This is a genomic window from Martelella alba (genome assembly GCF_005217455.1).
Classification (GTDB): Bacteria; Pseudomonadota; Gammaproteobacteria; order Enterobacterales; family Enterobacteriaceae; genus Acerihabitans.
Window position 1 is genome coordinate 62369 of the sequence record NZ_SZPQ01000015.1, and the last position, 19027, is coordinate 81395.

General features: G+C 57.9%; 12 protein-coding genes. 9 read left to right on the forward strand and 3 right to left on the reverse strand.

Annotation, left to right across the window (positions count from 1 at the left end; all coding sequences use genetic code 11):
* Positions 1 to 2: 2 nt before the first annotated feature.
* On the forward strand, positions 3 to 1475 hold the full coding sequence (gene rhaB, locus FCN80_RS11285; protein ID WP_136990265.1) for a rhamnulokinase: 1473 nt from the start codon (positions 3 to 5) through the stop codon (positions 1473 to 1475).
* On the forward strand, positions 1472 to 2734 hold the full coding sequence (locus FCN80_RS11290) for an L-rhamnose isomerase (protein ID WP_136990266.1): 1263 nt from the start codon (positions 1472 to 1474) through the stop codon (positions 2732 to 2734). Before rhaB ends, FCN80_RS11290 begins: the two co-directional genes overlap by 4 nt.
* A 117-nt stretch (positions 2735 to 2851) precedes the next feature.
* On the opposite strand, the gene xylE is transcribed toward FCN80_RS11290, so the two are convergent.
* Positions 2852 to 4342: a D-xylose transporter XylE gene (gene xylE, locus FCN80_RS11295; RefSeq protein WP_136990267.1), complete on the reverse strand. Its 1491-nt coding sequence runs from the start codon at positions 4340 to 4342 to the stop codon at positions 2852 to 2854.
* A 421-nt stretch (positions 4343 to 4763) separates the two neighbouring features.
* Here xylE and xylA point away from each other — a divergent pair, with 421 nt between their 5' ends.
* From xylA to FCN80_RS11310, 3 genes are all read left to right on the forward strand, one after another.
* Positions 4764 to 6086, forward strand: coding sequence for a xylose isomerase (gene xylA / locus FCN80_RS11300; RefSeq protein ID WP_373880329.1), 1323 nt, complete (start codon positions 4764 to 4766; stop codon positions 6084 to 6086).
* Between the two features lie 13 nt (positions 6087 to 6099).
* Complete coding sequence (gene xylB / locus FCN80_RS11305; protein WP_136990269.1) at positions 6100 to 7554, forward strand: xylulokinase; 1455 nt, start codon at positions 6100 to 6102, stop codon at positions 7552 to 7554.
* Positions 7555 to 7676: 122 nt separating this feature from the next.
* Positions 7677 to 8882: a XylR family transcriptional regulator gene (locus tag FCN80_RS11310; protein ID WP_230492615.1), complete on the forward strand. Its 1206-nt coding sequence runs from the start codon at positions 7677 to 7679 to the stop codon at positions 8880 to 8882.
* Positions 8883 to 9014: 132 nt separating this feature from the next.
* On the opposite strand, the gene FCN80_RS11315 is transcribed toward FCN80_RS11310, so the two are convergent.
* Both FCN80_RS11315 and FCN80_RS11320 read right to left on the reverse strand, forming a co-directional pair.
* Positions 9015 to 10319, reverse strand: a complete 1305-nt coding sequence (locus tag FCN80_RS11315; RefSeq protein WP_136990270.1) for an ATP-binding protein — start codon at positions 10317 to 10319, stop codon at positions 9015 to 9017.
* Entirely contained in the window at positions 10316 to 11035 is a 720-nt protein-coding gene (locus tag FCN80_RS11320; RefSeq protein WP_136990271.1) for a response regulator, read from the reverse strand. Before FCN80_RS11320 ends, FCN80_RS11315 begins: the two co-directional genes overlap by 4 nt.
* A 292-nt stretch (positions 11036 to 11327) precedes the next feature.
* On the opposite strand from FCN80_RS11320, the gene FCN80_RS11325 reads away from it, so the two are divergent.
* From FCN80_RS11325 to FCN80_RS11340, 4 genes are read left to right on the forward strand one after another with little or no spacing between them, the layout of a single operon-like run.
* The gene (locus FCN80_RS11325; RefSeq protein ID WP_136990272.1) at positions 11328 to 11582 is read left to right on the forward strand and encodes an EF-hand domain-containing protein; all 255 of its coding nucleotides are present in this window, start codon (positions 11328 to 11330) and stop codon (positions 11580 to 11582) included.
* A gap of 48 nt (positions 11583 to 11630) precedes the next feature.
* Complete coding sequence (locus FCN80_RS11330) at positions 11631 to 12767, forward strand: efflux RND transporter periplasmic adaptor subunit (protein ID WP_136990273.1); 1137 nt, start codon at positions 11631 to 11633, stop codon at positions 12765 to 12767.
* Positions 12764 to 15832, forward strand: a complete 3069-nt coding sequence (locus FCN80_RS11335; protein WP_136990274.1) for an efflux RND transporter permease subunit — start codon at positions 12764 to 12766, stop codon at positions 15830 to 15832. Before FCN80_RS11330 ends, FCN80_RS11335 begins: the two co-directional genes overlap by 4 nt.
* Positions 15829 to 18990: an efflux RND transporter permease subunit gene (locus FCN80_RS11340; RefSeq protein ID WP_136990275.1), complete on the forward strand. Its 3162-nt coding sequence runs from the start codon at positions 15829 to 15831 to the stop codon at positions 18988 to 18990. Before FCN80_RS11335 ends, FCN80_RS11340 begins: the two co-directional genes overlap by 4 nt.
* Positions 18991 to 19027: the final 37 nt, after the last annotated feature.

A 19027-nucleotide genomic window follows, 5' to 3' on the forward strand; every position in this document is an offset into this window, starting at 1 on the left:
TAATGACCATACGAAATCTTGCCGCAATCGATCTCGGCGCCTCAAGCGGGCGCGTGATGCAGGCGACATGGCGGTCCGATTCGCAGATGTTGGACATTCGGGAAATACACAGATTCACCAATGGCTTTACCCTCCGGGGTGGTCATGATTGCTGGAACCTGGATGCGCTGGAAACGGAGATCCGCGCCGGCCTGGACATGCTTGATAAATCCGGCTGCGCCCTTGATGGCGTCGGCATCGATACCTGGGGCGTGGATTATGTCCTGCTGGACGAACAGGGTGAACGGGTAGGCGGTGCGGTCAGTTACCGCGATCACCGTACCGACGGCGTTATGGCGGACGTGATCGCCGACCTGGGGCAAAAAAACCTCTATCGCGCGACCGGCATACAGTTCCTGCCTTTCAATACGCTTTATCAGCTCAAGGCGATGAGCCTACAGCAACCGGAACTGATTGCGCGCGCGGCGCACTTTCTGATGATTCCCGATTACTTCGCCTATCGTCTGACCGGCAAGCTTAACCGGGAATACACCAATGCCAGCACCACCCAGATGCTGAACCTGCGGACCGGCGATTGGGATCAAACGCTATTGGATTACCTCGGCGTTCCGCGCAGTTGGTTCGGCACGCCGCGCCTGCCGGGCAACACCGTGGGCGAGTGGCAAGGGAGCGCCAAACGCGCGGTACCGGTTATCGCCGTCGCCAGCCACGATACCGCCAGCGCGGTGGTGGCGTCGCCGCTTAAAGACGCGCATAGCGCGTATTTGAGCTCCGGCACCTGGTCGCTGATGGGTTTCGAAAGCGATGTGCCTTATAACGACGATCGCGCCCTGGCCGCCAACATCACTAACGAGGGCGGCGTCAGCGGCACCTACCGGGTGTTGAAAAACATCATGGGTCTCTGGCTGCTGCAATCCGTTTGCCGGGAGAGACAGATTGCCAATTTGCCTGCCCTGATTACCGCGGCGGCGGCGCAGCCGGCGTTCGTCAGCCTGATTAATCCCAATGACGAACGGTTCCTTAACCCGCCTTCCATGGTGGAGGCTATCCGCGAGGCCTGCCGGGAAAGTGGTCAGCCGGCGCCCCACAGCGATGCGGCGCTGGCGCGGACCATTCTCGACAGCCTGGCGTTGTGTTATCGCCAGGTTCTGCAAGAACTCGGCGCGTTGCGCGGCACGCCGCTTAATCAGTTGTATATCGTCGGCGGCGGTTGTCAGAACCAACTGCTTAATCAGCTGTGCGCGGATATTTGCCAGGTCCCGGTAACCGCCGGTCCGGTGGAGGCGACCACCCTCGGCAATGTGGGCTGCCAATTGATGACCCTGGGCGAGGTGGACTGTCTCGCCGCCTGGCGTCGTATCGTCGAGCGCAGCTTTCCGCCGCGTCATTATCTTCCCCAGCGGGTTTCCGGAATTGCCGCAGTTTGGCGACGTTTTCAGGAAATCTGCCATTCTCAACAGGAAACAGCCAAATGAACGATTCTTCCGAACAAGCCTGGCAACTGGCCAAACAGCGCTTTGCCGATGTGAATGTCGATGCCGACGCGGCATTGCAACGATTGGATACCTTACCCATTTCCATGCATTGCTGGCAGGGTGACGATGTCGCGGGCTTTGAAAATACGGGCGGCTCGCTGACCGGCGGCATCCAGGCCACTGGCAATTATCCGGGGAAGGCGCGTAACGCCGCCGAACTGCGGGCGGATTTGGAACAGGCTTTCAAACTGATCCCGGGGCCGAAACGGCTGAATCTGCACGCCATTTATCTGGAAGCCGACGGACCCGTGGAACGTAACGCTATCGAACCGAAGCATTTCAGCGGTTGGGTACAATGGGCGCGCCAGCATCGTCTCGGGCTGGATTTTAACCCCACGTGCTTTTCACACCCCTTAAGCGCCGACGGCTTTACCTTGTCGCACGCCGATGAGGGCATCCGTCGGTTCTGGATTGAGCATTGCCAGGCCAGCCGCCGGATTTCGGCTTATTTCGGCCGCGAGCTGGGCACGGCGTCGGTGATGAATATCTGGGTGCCGGACGGCATGAAGGATTTAACGGTGGACAGACTGGCGCCGCGCCGGCGTTTGATGGAGGCGCTGGATAGCGTCATCGCGGAAAAACTGGACAGCCAATATCATATCGACGCGGTGGAAAGTAAATTGTTCGGCATCGGCGCCGAAAGCTATACCGTCGGCTCCAGCGAATTTTTCATGGGCTACGCCGCCAGCCGGCAGACCGCGCTATGTCTGGATGCGGGTCACTTTCATCCCACCGAGGTCATTTCCGACAAGATTTCCAGCGTGATGCTCTATGTGCCCCGGCTTCTGCTGCATGTCAGCCGGCCGGTGCGCTGGGACAGCGATCATGTGGTCTTACTGGATGACGAAACCCAGGCCATCGCCAACGAAATCGTCCGTAATGATCTGTTCAGTCGGGTACACATCGGCCTGGATTTCTTCGACGCCTCAATCAACCGTATCGCCGCCTGGGTAATCGGCACCCGGAATATGAAGAAGGCGTTGCTGCGCGCTTTACTGGAACCCACCGACTATCTGCGCCGGTTGGAACAGCAGGGCAACTATACCGATCGCCTGGCGCTGCTGGAAGAGCAAAAATCGCTGCCTTGGCAAGCGGTTTGGGATCGTTATTGCCAATTGCACGACACCCCGCTGGGGGGCGACTGGCTGTCGTCGGTCCACGATTACGAGCATTCGGTATTGTCCCGGCGCGCGGGCTAAAGCGCGCGCCGAAACCGGCCGCCTGGCGGCCGGTTTCGGTTTCGTCCTGCCCCGCGTCCCGACAAATCGGCGCCGATTCCCCGGCGCCGTCGGTGATATCGGCGGGTCGGGCAGGGGTTATGGCTGGGTTTCCTCATTCAACTGGCCATTAACCGGTTTATGCCATAACGATTCAAGCTCTTCCAATGACTTCCCTTTGGTTTCCGGTACGTATTTCCACATGAACAACGCCGCCAGCACGCCCATTATACCGTACAGCCAATAGGCGAAACCGTTGTTGAAATGGGCCGACAGATAACTGCTTTTCTGCATCATGGGGAACGTCCAGGAGACCAGATAGTTGGCCAGCCACTGCGCGGCGACCGCGATGGCCATGGCTTTGCTGCGAACGGCGTTAGGGAAGATTTCCGCTAATAAGACCCAGCATACCGGCCCCCATGACACGGCGAACGAAGCGACATAAAACAGCATCGCGCCCAGGGCGACGGGCCCCGACAGTTTTGCATAAAAAGCCGTGCCCAGGGTAAACATCCCGATAGCCATGCCCAGCGCGCCGATAATTTGCAGCGGTTTGCGCCCGAAATTGTCGACGGTCATAATGGCGATGGTGGTGAACAATAAATTGATCGCGCCGACAATGATGGTTTGCAACAAGGCGACATCGGTGCTCGAACCAATCGAACGGAAAACTTCCGGCGCGTAGTAGAGCACGACATTGATCCCCACGAATTGCTGGAAGACCGACAATAGGATACCGATCACCACGACCCCCGCGCCGAAGGCGAACAACGGTGTATTTTTTGCCTTGTTAGCGTTGAAAGAAACGAGAATATTGTTGAGTTCCGTTTTTGCCTGGCGCTGACCGAAAAGCCTTTCGAGAATCCGTGCCGCTTGCTGCGATAGCCCCCGACTGGCCAGCCAGCGCGGGCTTTCCGGTACGGTAAACAGCAGGACAAAAAACAACAGCGAAGGAATCGCGCCGGATAAAAACATAAAACGCCAACCCATGATATTCAGCCAGTCGGCGCTGCCGGATGTTGCAATGGCATAGTTGACGCAATAGACCAACAGTTGCCCAAAAATGATGGCGAACTGATTAAAAGCCACCAGCCGCCCGCGAATATGCGCCGGCGTGATTTCCGCTATGTACATGGGCGATACCATTGAGGCGATGCCGACGCCAATACCGCCGATAATTCGGTATAGGACAAATTCCGGTATATAACCGGTCAGGTAATAAGGAATGCCCTTGGTGGAACTGATGACATGATGGCCTATTTCCGGGAACGCGGATCCTATGGCCGATAGAAAAAAGAGCACGGCGGCAACCATTAATGTTTTTTTGCGACCCAGACGGTTACTCAGTAAGCCGCCCAATGCCCCGCCAATGATGCAACCTATCAACGCGCTGGCGACGCAAAAGCCCAGCAACGAATTCGCGGCGGCCTCATCTAGCCCCCTGGGGGCGATAAACACGGTATTAAGTGAAGCAACAGTACCTGAAATTACTGCGGTATCATAACCAAATAATAACCCTCCTAGCGTCGCTACCAACGTAATAGAGACTATATAGGCGTTATTGTTTTTATCCAACCCTGAAACTGTCATCTCGAATTTACCTCTTTTATAGAGCCTATCCCACTTGAATCATCCACGTTTCAATGTGGTGTCACTCAAAAGTGAGTATTCTCGACTGATATGTTTATCTCTGGTTTTATTCCAATGTATCAACAATATTCCTTATGAAAAAATTGGGAATTGCAATATCTTACTTCGCGGTTATATAATTTGTTTTTCTTGATACCGATCACAATTTTCTTTCAGTCAAAAAATAAAATTTATACAATTCATGTAGTTAATTATCAGGCATTATTATGTCCCTGTTGAGATTTTGTGATCTGGATCGCAATTAATATATTCTTTGGCGGGGTTGTGAAAATTTATAATAGATAATTTCTCTAAATTATTCGCATAGTGATTGTGTGATTTTCCCAACGTTCGGGAAAGAATTTATCTATTTGAGGGAAACATTATGTCACCTTATTTTACAAAAATTGAAGAGATTCGTTACGAAGGGTCTGAAAGTAATAATGACTTCGCTTTCCACTATTATAATCCGGATGAGATTATCTTGGGTAAACGAATGGCGGATCATCTTCGTTTTGCCGCCTGTTATTGGCATACCTTTTGTTGGGCGGGGGTTGATATGTTTGGCGTCGGCGCTTTCGACAGGCCCTGGCAGAAAAATGCCGACGACATGGAGCAGGCGAAAGCCAAGGCCGATGTGGCGTTTGAATTTTTCAAAAAACTGAACGTCCCTTATTATTGTTTCCACGATGCGGATGTGGCTCCCCAAGGACATTCCGTTAAGGATTATCTGCATAACTTCGCGGTTATCACCGATATCCTGGCGGAAAAACAGCAGCAGACGGGCGTCAAATTGCTTTGGGGTACCGCGAATTGTTTTTCCCATCCCCGCTATGGCGCCGGCGCCGCGACCAACCCGGACCCGGAAATCTTTGCCTGGGCGGCTACCCAGGTCAATGCCGCCATGGCCGCCACGCAAAAGCTGGGGGGAGAAAACTACGTGCTATGGGGCGGACGGGAAGGATATGAAACCCTGCTCAATACCGATCTACGCCGGGAAAGAGAGCAAATCGGCCGTTTCATGCAATTGGTCGTTGAAAACAAACACCGCATCGGCTTTAAAGGCACGTTGCTTATAGAACCGAAACCCCAGGAGCCCACGAAACACCAATACGACTATGATGTGGCGACGGTATACGGTTTTCTGAAGCAATTCGGTCTGGAAAAGGACATTAAGGTCAATATTGAGGCCAACCACGCCACACTGGCCGGGCATTCGTTCCACCACGAAATCGCCACCGCCATCGCGCTGGGAATTTTCGGCTCCGTCGATGCCAATCGCGGTGATTTACAACTGGGCTGGGACACTGATCAATTCCCCAATAGCGTGGAAGAGAACGCCCTGGTCATGTACGAAATTCTCAACGCGGGCGGCTTCACGACCGGAGGGTTGAATTTCGATGCCAAAGTCCGCCGGCAGAGTACCGATCGCTATGATCTCTTCCATGGGCATATCGGCGGCATGGATGTGATGGCCCAGGCTCTGAGGGTCGCCGCCAGAATGATTGAAGACGGTCGTCTGGCGCAGGCCGTGGAAGCGCGTTACGCCGGCTGGAACCAGTCATTGGGCCGGGACATCCTGACGGGTAAAATGACCCTGGATGATGTGGCCCGGTATGCCGCGGATCATGGGCTGTCGCCGGTACACCAAAGCGGCCACCAGGAACGTCTGGAAAACATCGTTAATCACTATCTGTACCGTTGAGGCGCCTGAACTTATGTATATCGGTATCGACCTCGGTACGTCGGGCGTGAAAGCCCTGCTGTTGGGCGAGGATAATGTGTTGCTCGCCAGCCATACGGAAAAATTGTCTGTTTCGCGGCCCCATCCGTTGTGGTCGGAACAGGATCCGCAAGACTGGTGGCAAGCGACAGACCGGGCGATGCAATCATTGTCCGGGCAACACGACCTGCGCGGGGTAAAAGCGCTGGGCCTGACCGGACAGATGCACGGCGCCGTGCTTCTTGACCGGCGACAGAACGTGCTTCGTCCGGCAATCCTCTGGAATGACGGCCGCAGCTACAGGCAATGCCGGCAACTTGAACAACAGGTCGGGGACTCTCGCCGGATCACGGGCAATCTGATCATGCCGGGTTTTACCGCGCCAAAGCTTCTTTGGGTGCGGGATAACGAGCCGGATATCTTTCGGCGGACAGCCAAGATAGTCTTGCCGAAGGATTATCTCCGCTGGCGGATGACGGGGGATTTCGCCAGCGATATGTCCGACGCCGCCGGCACCATGTGGCTGGATGTCGGCGGCCGGCATTGGAGCGACGCGATGCTGGCCGCATGCGATTTAACCCCGGATCATATGCCGGCGCTGTTTGAAGGCAACCAGACGACGGGCGAACTGTCCGCCGGCCTGGCGTCGCGCTGGGGGCTGCCGGCCGGGGTGCCCGTGGTGGCCGGCGGCGGCGACAACGCCGCCGGAGCGATTGGCGTGGGTATCTGGCGCCAGGGGCAGGCCATGTTATCATTAGGCACGTCTGGGGTTTATTTCGCGGTGAGCGACGGGTTTCTCAGCAATCCGGAGAAAGCCGTGCACAGTTTTTGCCATGCATTGCCGGGCAAATGGCATCTGATGTCGGTTATGCTCAGTGCGGCATCCTGCCTGGATTGGGCCGCGCGCCTCACTGGCCAGCCTTCGGTGCCCGCTTTGCTGGCGTTGGCGGAACATAGCCGTTCTGATGTCGACGCCCCGCTGTTTTTGCCCTATCTTTCGGGCGAACGCACTCCGCATAATAATCCCAAGGCGACGGGGGCGTTCTGGGGGCTGACGCACCAGCACGGCCCGGCGGAATTGGCGCAGGCGGTCCTGGAAGGGGTCAGTTTCGGCCTAGCCGACGGTATGGATGTCGTGCATGCGTCAGGGGTGAAACCCGAGAGCATCGCCTTGATCGGCGGCGGCGCGCGCAGTCACTACTGGCGGCAACTTTTGGCCGACGTCAGCGGCGAAACCCTTGATTATCGTCGCGGCGGGGATGTCGGACCGGCGCTTGGCGCCGCCCGGCTTGCCCAATTGAGCTGTTTCCCCGGCGTATCGCCGGGCGAGCTGCTGCCCGAGCTGCCTGTCGAGTCCCGCTATTGTCCGGATAATGCCCGGCACCAGGGGTTCAGCGAAAAACGGGAATTATTCCATCGGCTCTATCAGCAAGTGGCGCCATTGGCTTGATGACCTTATCGCATTAATGTGTCGGGTTGCCCGTCAGGGCAACCCTTTTGAGTCGGACGGGGCCGCGAAAGCGGGTTATTCAGTATGAGATCGGGGGGAAGGGACGTGCGAGGACATTGACCATGCCTTTTCAACATACCATTCAGGAAAATCGCGTCCGCATCTCGCTGCTGTTCAACGCCAACAAAACCTATGACCGGCAGGTCATAGAAGGCATAGGGGAGTACTTCCAGGTATCGCAATGTAACTGGGATATCTATATCGAGGAGGATTTCAGCGTTCATGCATTCGATCAGGATATGCTTTCCAGCCGGGGTATCATTGCCGATTTCGACGATGGCGAACTGGCGCGGCATTTAAGCCGGCTGCCCATTCCCGTGGTGGGCGTGGGGGGCTCTTATCACAATCCCGCGGATTACCCCTCGGTACATTATGTGGCCACCGACAACGAGGCGTTGGTATCAAGCGCGCTGGATCATCTGGTCGGCAAGGGATTAAGCCGATTTGCGTTTTACGGTTTGCCGGATACCGCGGGAAAAAACTGGGCGAGGGAACGCTTGTCCGCCTTCCGCCGACTGACCGATGGCCGGGGTTATACCGCGTTCACCTACGAAGGATTGGTGACGCAATCGGGCGTATGGGATACCGCGCAGCGTAACCTGGCCGAATGGTTGATGTCGCTACCCGTCAACACCGGTATTATCGCGGTAACCGATGCCCGCGCCCGGCATATCTTGCAGGTTTGCGAGCAAATCAATATCGCCGTGCCGGAGAACCTTTGTGTTGTCGGTATTGATGATGAGGTATTGACTCGTTGCCTGTCGCGCATTTCGTTATCCTCTGTGGTACAGGGCGCGAGAAAAATGGGCTATGAAGCGGCAAGATTGCTTGATCGGTTATTGTGGCGCCAGGATGTGCCCGCTTCGCCCATCATTATCCCCCCCGAGGGAGTGATCGGCCGGCGTTCCACGGATTATCGTTCCCTGATCGATCCCATGGTCATCCGCGCGATGCATTTTATCCGCGGCAATGCCTGTAAAGGGATTAAGGTGGAACATGTGCTGGGCGTACTGGGGGTATCCCGTTCCAATATTGAGCAAAAGTTCATCGCGGAAACCGGCATGACGCTCCATAAGGCCATCCAGGAGGAACGGCTGGGTAAAGCGATGGATTTGCTGGCGACCACATCCATACCCATAACGGAGATCAGCCGACTGTGCAGCTATAACACGCCACAGTATTTTTATGCTATTTTTCGCCGTAAAACCGGGGTAACGCCGTTAAAGTACCGTATCGACAGACTTTATGGCAATCACGGTATGCAATGAGACGCGGGAAAGGGATTCGCCTTTCTTTGCGTTGTCGTGTGTTGTCTTACCGCCGCGATGTCGCTTGAATCATTAACCCATCGACGTTAAATGCCATGCCGCCGCGTTACCCGGTTAACCGGGAGCGGGCGCTTAAGGGGCGCGCATATCCAGCACCGCCAGCGCCTCGAATCCGCCGCCGGCGCGACGGCGGAGGGTCAGACCGCCGTTGTGTTGTTGCGCTATCTGTTCGGCGATGGCCAGCCCCAGGCCCGAGCCGTTCTGGCTATGGCCGGAGTGGCTACCCCGTCTGAAGGGGAACTTGAGCTGTTCCAACTCCGCGTCGGACACCGCCGGGCCGCGATCGCGCACAGCGATAAACAACTGCTGGCCGGCTTGCCACGTCGCCACTTCCAATTCGCGCTGGCCGTATTTCGCCGCATTGCCCATCAAATTCATCAGTAAACGCATCACCGCAATGGGACGGTAAAAGAAAGGCGTCACGGGCGCCAGTTTGAGCGTAAACGTCTGGCCGAGTCCGGCGAAATCCTGGGCCAGCTCAGTGATAAGCTGGTTGATGTCCCCCCGGCTACAAGGCTCGTCGGCGCTGCCTCGGGCGAAATCGATAAACTGCTGCAAGATGACATCTATGTCGTCCAGATAGCGGCCCGCCGCATCGCCTTCGTCATCAGGGGCCGCGTTCATGGCCAGGGCCAACCGCAGTTTGGTCAGCGGGGTGCGTATGTCATGGGAAATGCCCGCCAGGATGGTGGCGCGATGGGCTTCATATTCCTTAAGCCGCTCGATCATGGTATTGAAGGTCGCGCTGACCGCCGCCGTCTCACTGGGACCGTCCACCGCCAGCGGCGCGGGCCAGCGGCCGCGTCCCACCCATTGCGCGGCCTGGACCAGCAAGGTCAGGGGGCGGTTTACCCGCCGGTGGATGACATAAACCACTATCAGCGCCAGCAGGGACAGCCCGCTGATAAGCAAGAGCGTACTGATAATGCCGATGCCGCGCGCCGCCGGCAGACTGGGCAGCGTGATCCAGTAAGGCTGGCCGGCAACGTTGACTTTCACCCAAAGTTGTCGGTTCGGCGTGGCTTGCCAACGTATCAGCGTATTGTCCGGCAGATAGGAATAGAAACGTTTCAGAAAATAGGTCGCTTCATAGCCGCGCAGGAAATGGGTGGGCGGGAAAGGGGTGGTGCTTTGCGGCAAAACGGCCCGTCCATTGATCTGAGCCACAAATTTCGCCCGTTCCGCCAACGGCACCTGGGACAGCACATTATCCAGGGTACTGATTTGGGCGGCGATAAGCTGGGCGACCCCGTCGATGCGGGGTTTTTCAACAAACAGCACAAACACCGTAATGGACGAGACAGTGGTGATAAACACCAGCAAGACCAGCAGCAGACTGTTGCGGGCCAAAAGCGAACGGGGCCAGGGTCGCGTCATTGTTCGCTATCCGCCAGCAGAATATAACCCATGCCCCAGATGGTCTTTACCCAACGGGGACGGGACGGATCGGTTTCCAGTATCTGGCGCAGGCGCAAAACCTGTACATCAACGCTGCGATCCAGCGCTTTGTACTCCCGACCCCGTGCGCGGGTCAGCAAATTTTCGCGGCTAACCGGCCGATTGGGCGTACTGGCCAACGCCACCAACAGGCTGGTTTCCGCGGAGTTAATCGCCACGATTTCGCCATTTTTAAACAGGGTACGGTGCGGAATATCCAGCAGAAAAGGGCCGAAGCCCACTTGTCTTGGCACCTGGGATATCTCGCCCCGGGCGATGTGTTCCCGACGCAACATGGCGCGGATGCGGGCCACCAGTTCCTGAGGCAAAAAAGGCTTACTCAGATAGTCGTCAGCGCCGGTTTCCAGCCCAATCACCCGGTCGATGGGATCGCCGCGGGCGGTCAGCATCAAGATGGGAATGTTCTGTCCCTCGCCGCGCAAACGCCGGCAAACCGACAAACCGTCTTCCGGTTCCATCATCAAATCCAGTATCAGCAGATCATAGTGCTCCCGTTGCAGATAGCGGTCGAGGGCGGCGCTGTTGGCAACGGTGCGGACCTCGAATCCCTGTGATGTCAGGTAGCGCTTCAGCATGGCCCTCAGCTCATTCTCATCATCCAGGATGATAATTTTGTTGTAGATAATTTGTGCCATCGGGGACGCCTGGTTTGCCGGAACATAATAAAAGAGACAGTAAAATGATTATAATAAGCGCCGTATGTCGCGACTGAAATAAAGTGAAAATAAATTATGTCACGGCATGTCTCGCTTATCCCGCCGGGTGGAAATATTCCGCGAATAAATCTAATGCGCTGTATTAATGGCATTTTTATGCATATGACATTCCCTGACATGAGCTATTACAGCCGGGAAACCTCAAACAGAAAGCATTTGTTTATAGTAGCGCCTCGACCGTTCCTTCCAAAAACGCTTAATGGAGAGAGACATGAAAGCCTATCTTATTCCCGTGCTGGTCATGCTGACGGCGGTGTCGGTTCATGCCGCGGAGCAGCAATATTCCCGCCTACAATCCCGTTTCACCCGTGCCGACACCAATCATGACGGCAAATTGACACTGGATGAAGCCAAATCCGGCATGCCCATGGTTGCCAAATACTTTAGCGAAATCGATGCCGGCCACACCGGTTATGTGACCCTGCCCCAGCTTGAACAGTTTATGGCGAGCCATCAGCGTCAATGATGGCCAATAGAGTCGCTTCAACTTCTTCGCCAAAATAACAGGATAGACATGAAAAGACGCACCGGCATGCTTGGCGTGTTGCTTACGCTGTTTTGCCTAATTTCAGCGGCGGTTTATTTCAGACACCATGGCCGTTCGCCGGAGAAAACCAGCCCGCAAGCCATACCGGTAAGCGTCGTCGGGGTAAAACTGGCGGATGTTCCCGTTTATCTGAATGCCCTGGGCACGGTAACGCCGGTGCGCAAAGTGGCCGTCGTGCCGCAAATCAGCGGCATCCTGGACACTGTCGATTTTCACGATGGGCAGGCGGTCCGTCGCGGGCAAATCATCGCCCATCTTGATTCGCGGGCATTACAGGCGCAACTGGATCAGGCCGAGGGTGTTCTCGCCCACGACCGCGCCGCGCTGGACAACGCCCGGCGGGATCTTTCCCGTTATCGGCCGCTGGTCAAAACGGGGCTGGTGGCGCGGCAAACTTTCGATACCCAACAGGCGACGGTGTCGGAACAGGCCGCGACGGTTCAGGCCGATCAAGGCAACGTAGCCTACCTCAAGGTACAACTGGATTATTGCACCATCCGTTCGCCAGAGGACGGCATCATCGGTTTGCATCTCATCGACCCGGGCAATTACGTCACGCCCGACAGTGCCGCGCCAATCGCGGTGGTGACCCGGATGCGGCCGGCCACCGTCATCTTCACTATCGCGGAGGATGACATCGCCCAGGTCAGCCGCGCCCTGGCCAGCGGCCGTCTTGCCGTGCGGGCGTATGATCACGATATGACAACGCTGCTGGGCGTGACCGGTAAAGCGGCGCTGGATAACCAGATCGATACCACCACCGGCGCGGTCAAGATGCAGGCGATATTCGATGACGCCGGCGGCGCGCTCTTTCCCAATCAATTCGTCAACGTCAGGGTTTATACCGATACGCTCAAAGATGTGGCCGTGGTGCCGACCCGCGCCATACAGCACGGCGCGCGGGGCGATTTCCTGTTTATCGCCGGCGCCGACGGCAAGGCCCGGCTGCGCAACGTCATCACCGGTCCGGCCGACAAAGATGTCACCGCCATCCTGGATCACGGCGTCAAAGCCGGTGAAGAGGTGGTGACCGACGGCGCCGACAAGCTCGACCAGGGCTCGGCCATCCGCTTTGCGGCGAAGCCGGTAAACGCCGCGCCATGAATATTTCACGTGTCTTTATCGAACGGCCTATCGCCACCGTTTTGCTGATGACGGCGTTGTTGTTGGCGGGATTGCTCGGTTACCGGTTGATCCCGGTATCGGCGCTGCCGGAGGTGGACTTTCCCACCATCCAGGTATACACCCGCTATCCCGGCGCCAGTCCGGAGGTCATCAGCGCCACCGTGACCGCGCCTTTGGAACGCCAACTGGGCCAGATGTCCGGCTTGAAAACCCTGCACTCCTCCAGCTCGGACGGCGTTTCCACCATTACCCTGCAGTTTGAGCTGGCGTTATCGTTGGATGTGGCCGAACAAGAGGTACAGGCGGCCATTAACGCCTCGGCCAATTATCTGCCGTCCACGCTGCCTTACCCGCCAGTCTACAGCAAGGTCAATCCCGGCGATGCGCCGATCCTGACCCTCGCCCTGTCATCAAATGTCCTGCCCTTGACCCGGGTGGAGGATCTTGCTGAAACCCGGCTGGCGCAAAAAATCGCGCAAATCTCCGGAGTGGGCCTGGTCACGCTAAGCGGCGGACAGCGTCCGGCGATACGGGTGTCCGCCCATACCGATGTCCTCAACGGGCTGGGCATGTCCATTGATGATTTGCGTACCGTGCTGTCGTCGGCCAATGTGGATTTGCCCAAAGGCAGCTTGAACGGCGATTATCAATCCTATGCCATCGGCGCCAACGATCAGTTGGGCAATGTCGACGATTACCGGAACTTGCCGATCGCCTATAAAAATGGCGCGCCGGTACGGTTATCGCAAATAGCCGATGTCCATGAAGGCGCGGAAAACCGGAGACAGGCGGCCTGGGACGGCGATGCCCCGGCCATTATCATGAACATTCAGCGTCAGCCCGGATTTAATGTCATCAAGGCGGTGGACGCTATTGAGGCGTTGTTGCCGCAATTGCGCGCCGGTTTGCCGGCCACGGTGGATATCGCGGTACTCGCCGATCGCACCCAGACGATCCGCGCATCGGTCCGTGATGTGCAGTGGGAACTGACGACGGCGGTGGTTCTGGTGGTGATGGTCATCTTTCTGTTTTTGCGCCGATTGCCGGCGACGTTGATACCGGCCATTACCCTACCGCTGTCGCTGCTCGGTACTCTGGCCTGTATTTACGCGCTGGGGTTTTCCCTGAACAATCTGACCTTAATGTCGCTGACCATCGCCACCGGTTTCGTGGTGGACGATGCCATTGTGATGATTGAAAACATCACCCGCTATCGGGAGTCCGGCGAGACGCCGATGAACGCGGCGCTAAAAGGCGCCAGGCAAGTCGGCTTCACTATTGTCTCTTTGTCCATCGCCCTGACGGCGGTCATGATCCCGCTGTTGCTGATGGGGGATGTGGTCGGCCGGCTGTTTCGCGAATTCGCACTGACGCTGGTGGCGGCTATCGTGATTTCGGCCGCCGTATCCCTGACCCTGACGCCAATGCTCTGCGCGCATCTGTTCGGCGCGGACCAGGCAACCCGGCGGATGGATTGGCTGGACGGCCTCAATGGGGCTTATTTGCGCGCGCTCGAGCGGGTGTTGAACCATCGCCTGCTGACGTTATCAACCGTGGCCGCGGCCACGGTGCTGACTTTCCTCGTGTTGTACTGGATGCCAAAGGGCTTTTTCCCCCGGCAGGATACGGGATTAATCCAGGGCATATCGCGAGCGGCGCCGACGGTTTCATTCGATCGCATGGCGGCATTGCAGCGGTGGCTGGTCGTCACGCTGAACCGGGACCCGGCCGTGAAAAGCCTGTCTTCTTTTATCGGTATCGACCAGACCAACCCGGTCATGAACCAGGGCGTGCTGCTGTTGACGCTGAAAGACAAAGGCCGGCGCGGCGATATGGATTCGGTATTGCGGCGGCTTTCCGCGGCGGCGGCCGGCTCGGCCGGCATGCGCCTGTATTTGCGGCCGGTGCAGGATCTGACCTTTGATGATGCCCCGTCAGCCACCGATTACCGTGTCGGCCTGACGGCGGTGGATGCCGGAACGCTCGGGCACTGGACCCGGATGCTGTTGGCCGCGCTCAAAAAGGATCCGGTCTTCGCCGATCCGCACAGCGACGCGTTGCAGCAGGGAAACCAAATACAGATCACCTTTAACCGGGATACGCTGGCCCGCCTCGGCGTCACACCGCAACAGATCGATGATGTGCTTTATGACGCGTTCGGCCAAAGACAGATCTCCACTGTTTACGATCAGTCCAACCAGTACCATGTGGTGCTCGACGCCCAGCGACGTCCCGATGATGTCGGCCATCTGCTATCCACATTGTACGTCGCCGGCGCCAGCGGCGCATTGGCGCCATTGGCGCCGATGGCCACGTTGCGGGTGCGGCCGGCGCCGCTGATGATCGAGCGCCAGGGGCAATTCCCCTATGCCGATATCGCTTTCAATCTCGCGCCCGGCGTCGATCTCGGCCAGGCCTTGGCGCACTTGCGGCGGGCGCAACGGGATATCAGCCTGCCGGCGGCGGTGCAGGTTTCCCTGGAGGGCGCGGCGGCGACTTTCCAGGATTCACTGGCCGGCGAGGCCTATCTGGTGGCGGCGGCCATCCTGGCGGTGTATCTGCTGCTGGGTATGCTGTATGAAAGCTTCGCCCACCCGCTTACTCTCCTTTCGACGCTACCGTCGGCGGCGTTCGGCGCAGTATTGGCCCTGTGGCTGACCGGTACCCAGTTCGATATTATGGCCATTATCGGCATTGTGCTGCTTATCGGGATCGTCATGAAAAACGCCATCATGATGATCGATTTCGCCTTGGAAGCCGAACGCCGGGAGGGATTGTCGCCGGTAAACGCCATTCGGCGCGCCGCCGAACTGCGGTTTCGGCCCATTCTCATGACCACCGCGGCGTCGCTGTTTAGCGCCATCCCCCTGGCGCTTGGGCGGGGCGAGGGCTCGGAGTTACGCCATCCGCTGGGGATTGCCATTATCGGCGGTCTCTTCGTCAGTCAGGTGTTGACGCTGTTTTCCACTCCGGTGATTTATCTGGCATTGAGCCGCCTGTCCACGCCCATCGGCCGGCGTTTTACAGGAGGTCACGGCCGATGACGCTATCCGAGCCTTTTATCCGCCGTCCGGTGGCCACGCTGCTATTGGCCGTGGCGCTGGCGTTCGCCGGTATTTTGGCCTTCAAGCTGCTGCCGGTGGGCGCGCTGCCGGAAATCGACTTTCCCACAATCAACGTTCAGGCCCAATTGCCCGGCGCGGATCCGGCCACCATGGCATCGACGGTGGCCACGCCGCTGGAAAAGCAGTTCGGGCATATCGCCGGCATCAGCGAGATGACCTCGCGCAGCACGCCGGGCGAGACCCAGATTACCCTGCAATTCAATCTTGATCGGGATATCGACGGCGCCGCCCGTGATGTACAAGCCGCCATCAATGCCGCGCGGGCCGATTTGCCGGATAATCTCAACGGCAACCCCACTTACCGTAAAGTCAATCCCGCCGATTCGCCCGTCATGGTGTTGAGCCTGACATCGGATTCCGCCACGCCTGGCGAACTGTTCGACGCCGCGTCAACGGTATTGGCGCAAAAACTGTTGCGCACGCCGGGAGTGGGCAACGTGGTGGTGGGCGGCGCCGCGCTGCCGGCGATACGGATAGCGCTAAATCCGATGCGGGTCAATCATTTCGGTCTTAGTCTGGAACAGATCCGCTCCGCGCTCGCCGAAGCCAACGTCAACCGGGCCAAAGGCCAGTTCTCCGCCGGCGGCAAGCGCTACGATATCGGCGCCAACGACATGCTATTGTCGCCGGCGGACTACGATAAGTTGATAGTCAGGCAACACGATGGGGCCATCGTCCATATCGCCGATATCGGCCGGGTGGAGGAAGGCCTGGAAAACAGCCAGAATTTCGGCATGTCCAACGGCGTTCCCGCGGTATTGCTGATTCTCTACAAACAGCCCGGCGCCAATATCATCGATACCGTTGATCGCGTCAATGCCGCGCTGCCTATGCTGTCCGCCGCGATTTCACCCACTATCCGCGTCCATGAGCTGGTGGATCGCACCACGACCATCCGAGCCTCGTTGCGGGATGTGGAAATCAGTCTGGTGGCGTCGGTATTGCTGGTCACGCTGGTGACATTCCTGTTCCTGCGCCAGTGGCGAGCCACAGTGATCCCGGCGATTGTGGTGCCGCTTTCATTGCTCGGCACGTTCGCCGTCATGTTTTTTCTCAATTACAGCCTGAATAATCTGTCATTGATGGCGCTGACCATTTCGGTGGGGTTCGTGGTGGATGACGCCATTGTGGTGGTGGAAAACATCATGCGTCACCGGGAGGCGGGAAAATCGCCCGTGGCGGCGGCTTTGGCGGGGGCGAACGAGGTGGGTTTCACGGTACTGTCCATCAGTATCTCGCTGGTGGCGGTCTTTGTGCCGCTGTTGTTTATGGGCGGATTGGTCGGGCGCTTACTGCGCGAATTTTCCATCACACTGGCCGTCGCCATCATTATTTCGATGCTGGTCTCGCTGACGGTCAGCCCGATGCTCGCCGGCCTGCTTATCAAAAACGAGGTGGGCGGCGCGGCGCGAAACAGTGCGCCCGCCGGGGATAACGATAAGGCCGATAGCGCCTCGGGGGCGCCAATCGACCAACAGGATTTCGTTGCGGATATGGCCGACGTTGGCGCCCGGCCATCGGCCATCCTGCGGCGCTACCGGCAATCCCTGGGATGGGTTATCCGGCACCCGGCCGTGATGGGCGCGGTAGTGCTCGGCGTGCTGATCTTGAATATCGTGCTGTATATCGTGATCCCCAAAGGTTTTTTCCCCGAAGAGGATACCGGGTTGCTGCTGGGCAATCTTCAGGCGGCGCAAACCGTTTCCTATCGGTCGATGCAGCGGCAATTTAGCGAAGTCAACCGGATTATCCTGCGCAACCCCAACGTCGCCGAGGTCGGCGGGATCGTCGGCGGCGCCAGCGCGCTGAACAACGCCCTGATTTTCATCAGCCTTAAACCGCTGTCGCAACGCCGGGACAGCGCCGAGCAGGTTATGGGGCAGATTCGGCAATCGCTGGCGCATTACGCCCAGGCGACGCTCTATTTGCAATCGGTTCAGGATCTGGCGGTGGGCGGGCGCCAAAGCAACGCGCAATATCAATATACCCTGACTTCCGCCAATCCGGCCGAACTGGCCGTCTGGGGACCGAAACTGGCAGCGGCGCTAAAACGGCTGCCTATCCTGACCGACGTGAATATCGACCAACAGAACGACAGTATGCAGGCCGCGGTCACGGTCAATCGCGATCTCGCCGCCCGCCTTGGCGTGCAGATGAATACCCTGGACCAGACGTTGTATGATGCGTTCGGCCAGCGACTGGTTTCCACCCTCTACCGGGACGCCAACCAGTATCATGTGGTTATGGAAGTGGCGCCCGAGTACTGGCATACCCCGCGAACGCTGGCCGATCTTTACGTCCCGGTCGGCGCGGCGGACGCGATCAGTCCGCAAGAGGTGCCGTTGGCGGCGATGGCGCGTTTCGCCATAAGGCCGACCGCCATCATGGTCAATCACCAGGGCGCTTTCCCGGCGGCGACGGTCTCCTTTAACCTGAAACCGGGCATCTCCATCGGCCAGGCCGCCACGCAAATAAGCCAGGCGGCGGCCGGACTCGCTATGCCGTCGACCGTCGTCGGCAATTTCGCCGGCACGGCGGCGGCTTTCCGTCAATCGTTGGCCAGCGAGCCGCTGTTGATCCTGGCGGCGCTGATCTCGGTCTATCTGGTGCTGGGGATCCTGTATGAAAACCTGCGCCATCCCTTGACTATTCTCTCCACCTTGCCTTCGGCCGGGATCGGCGCGTTGATCGCCTTGATGCTGACCGGTACCGAGCTGTCGATTATCGCCTTGATCGGCATGTTATTACTGATCGGCATCGTGAAAAAAAATGCCATCATCATGATCGATTTCTCCCTGAACGCGCAGCGGGTATCGGGTATATCGGCCCAGGACGCCGTGATGGCGGCCTGCCTGATACGTTTCCGTCCCATCATGATGACGACCGCCGCCGCCATGCTCGGCGCGTTGCCACTGGTGCTGGGCGGCGGTTACGGCGCGGAATACCGTCGGCCGCTCGGCATCGCGATCATTGGCGGATTGGCGGTCAGCCAGGTGCTGACGCTGTATACCACGCCGGTTATTTACCTGTGGCTTGAACGCGCCGGGGCGCGGCGCGGGAGGAAACGCACTCGTTAACGGTCTGGGACGCTACGGCGCGCAAACGGAAAATCGA

Excerpts from the sequence above, each read along its gene's own strand:
- FCN80_RS11330 (WP_136990273.1), top strand. The coding sequence starts at position 11,631 with ATGAAAAGACGCACCGGCATGCTTGGCGTGTTGCTTACGCTGTTTTGC.
- FCN80_RS11335 (WP_136990274.1), top strand. The coding sequence starts at position 12,764 with ATGAATATTTCACGTGTCTTTATCGAACGGCCTATCGCCACCGTTTTG.
- xylE (WP_136990267.1), bottom strand. The coding sequence starts at position 4,342 with ATGACAGTTTCAGGGTTGGATAAAAACAATAACGCCTATATAGTCTCT.
- xylB (WP_136990269.1), top strand. The coding sequence starts at position 6,100 with ATGTATATCGGTATCGACCTCGGTACGTCGGGCGTGAAAGCCCTGCTG.
- FCN80_RS11325 (WP_136990272.1), top strand. The coding sequence starts at position 11,328 with ATGAAAGCCTATCTTATTCCCGTGCTGGTCATGCTGACGGCGGTGTCG.
- rhaB (WP_136990265.1), top strand. The coding sequence starts at position 3 with ATGACCATACGAAATCTTGCCGCAATCGATCTCGGCGCCTCAAGCGGG.
- FCN80_RS11290 (WP_136990266.1), top strand. The coding sequence starts at position 1,472 with ATGAACGATTCTTCCGAACAAGCCTGGCAACTGGCCAAACAGCGCTTT.
- FCN80_RS11315 (WP_136990270.1), bottom strand. The coding sequence starts at position 10,319 with ATGACGCGACCCTGGCCCCGTTCGCTTTTGGCCCGCAACAGTCTGCTG.
- FCN80_RS11320 (WP_136990271.1), bottom strand. The coding sequence starts at position 11,035 with ATGGCACAAATTATCTACAACAAAATTATCATCCTGGATGATGAGAAT.
- FCN80_RS11340 (WP_136990275.1), top strand. The coding sequence starts at position 15,829 with ATGACGCTATCCGAGCCTTTTATCCGCCGTCCGGTGGCCACGCTGCTA.
- FCN80_RS11310 (WP_230492615.1), top strand. The coding sequence starts at position 7,677 with ATGCCTTTTCAACATACCATTCAGGAAAATCGCGTCCGCATCTCGCTG.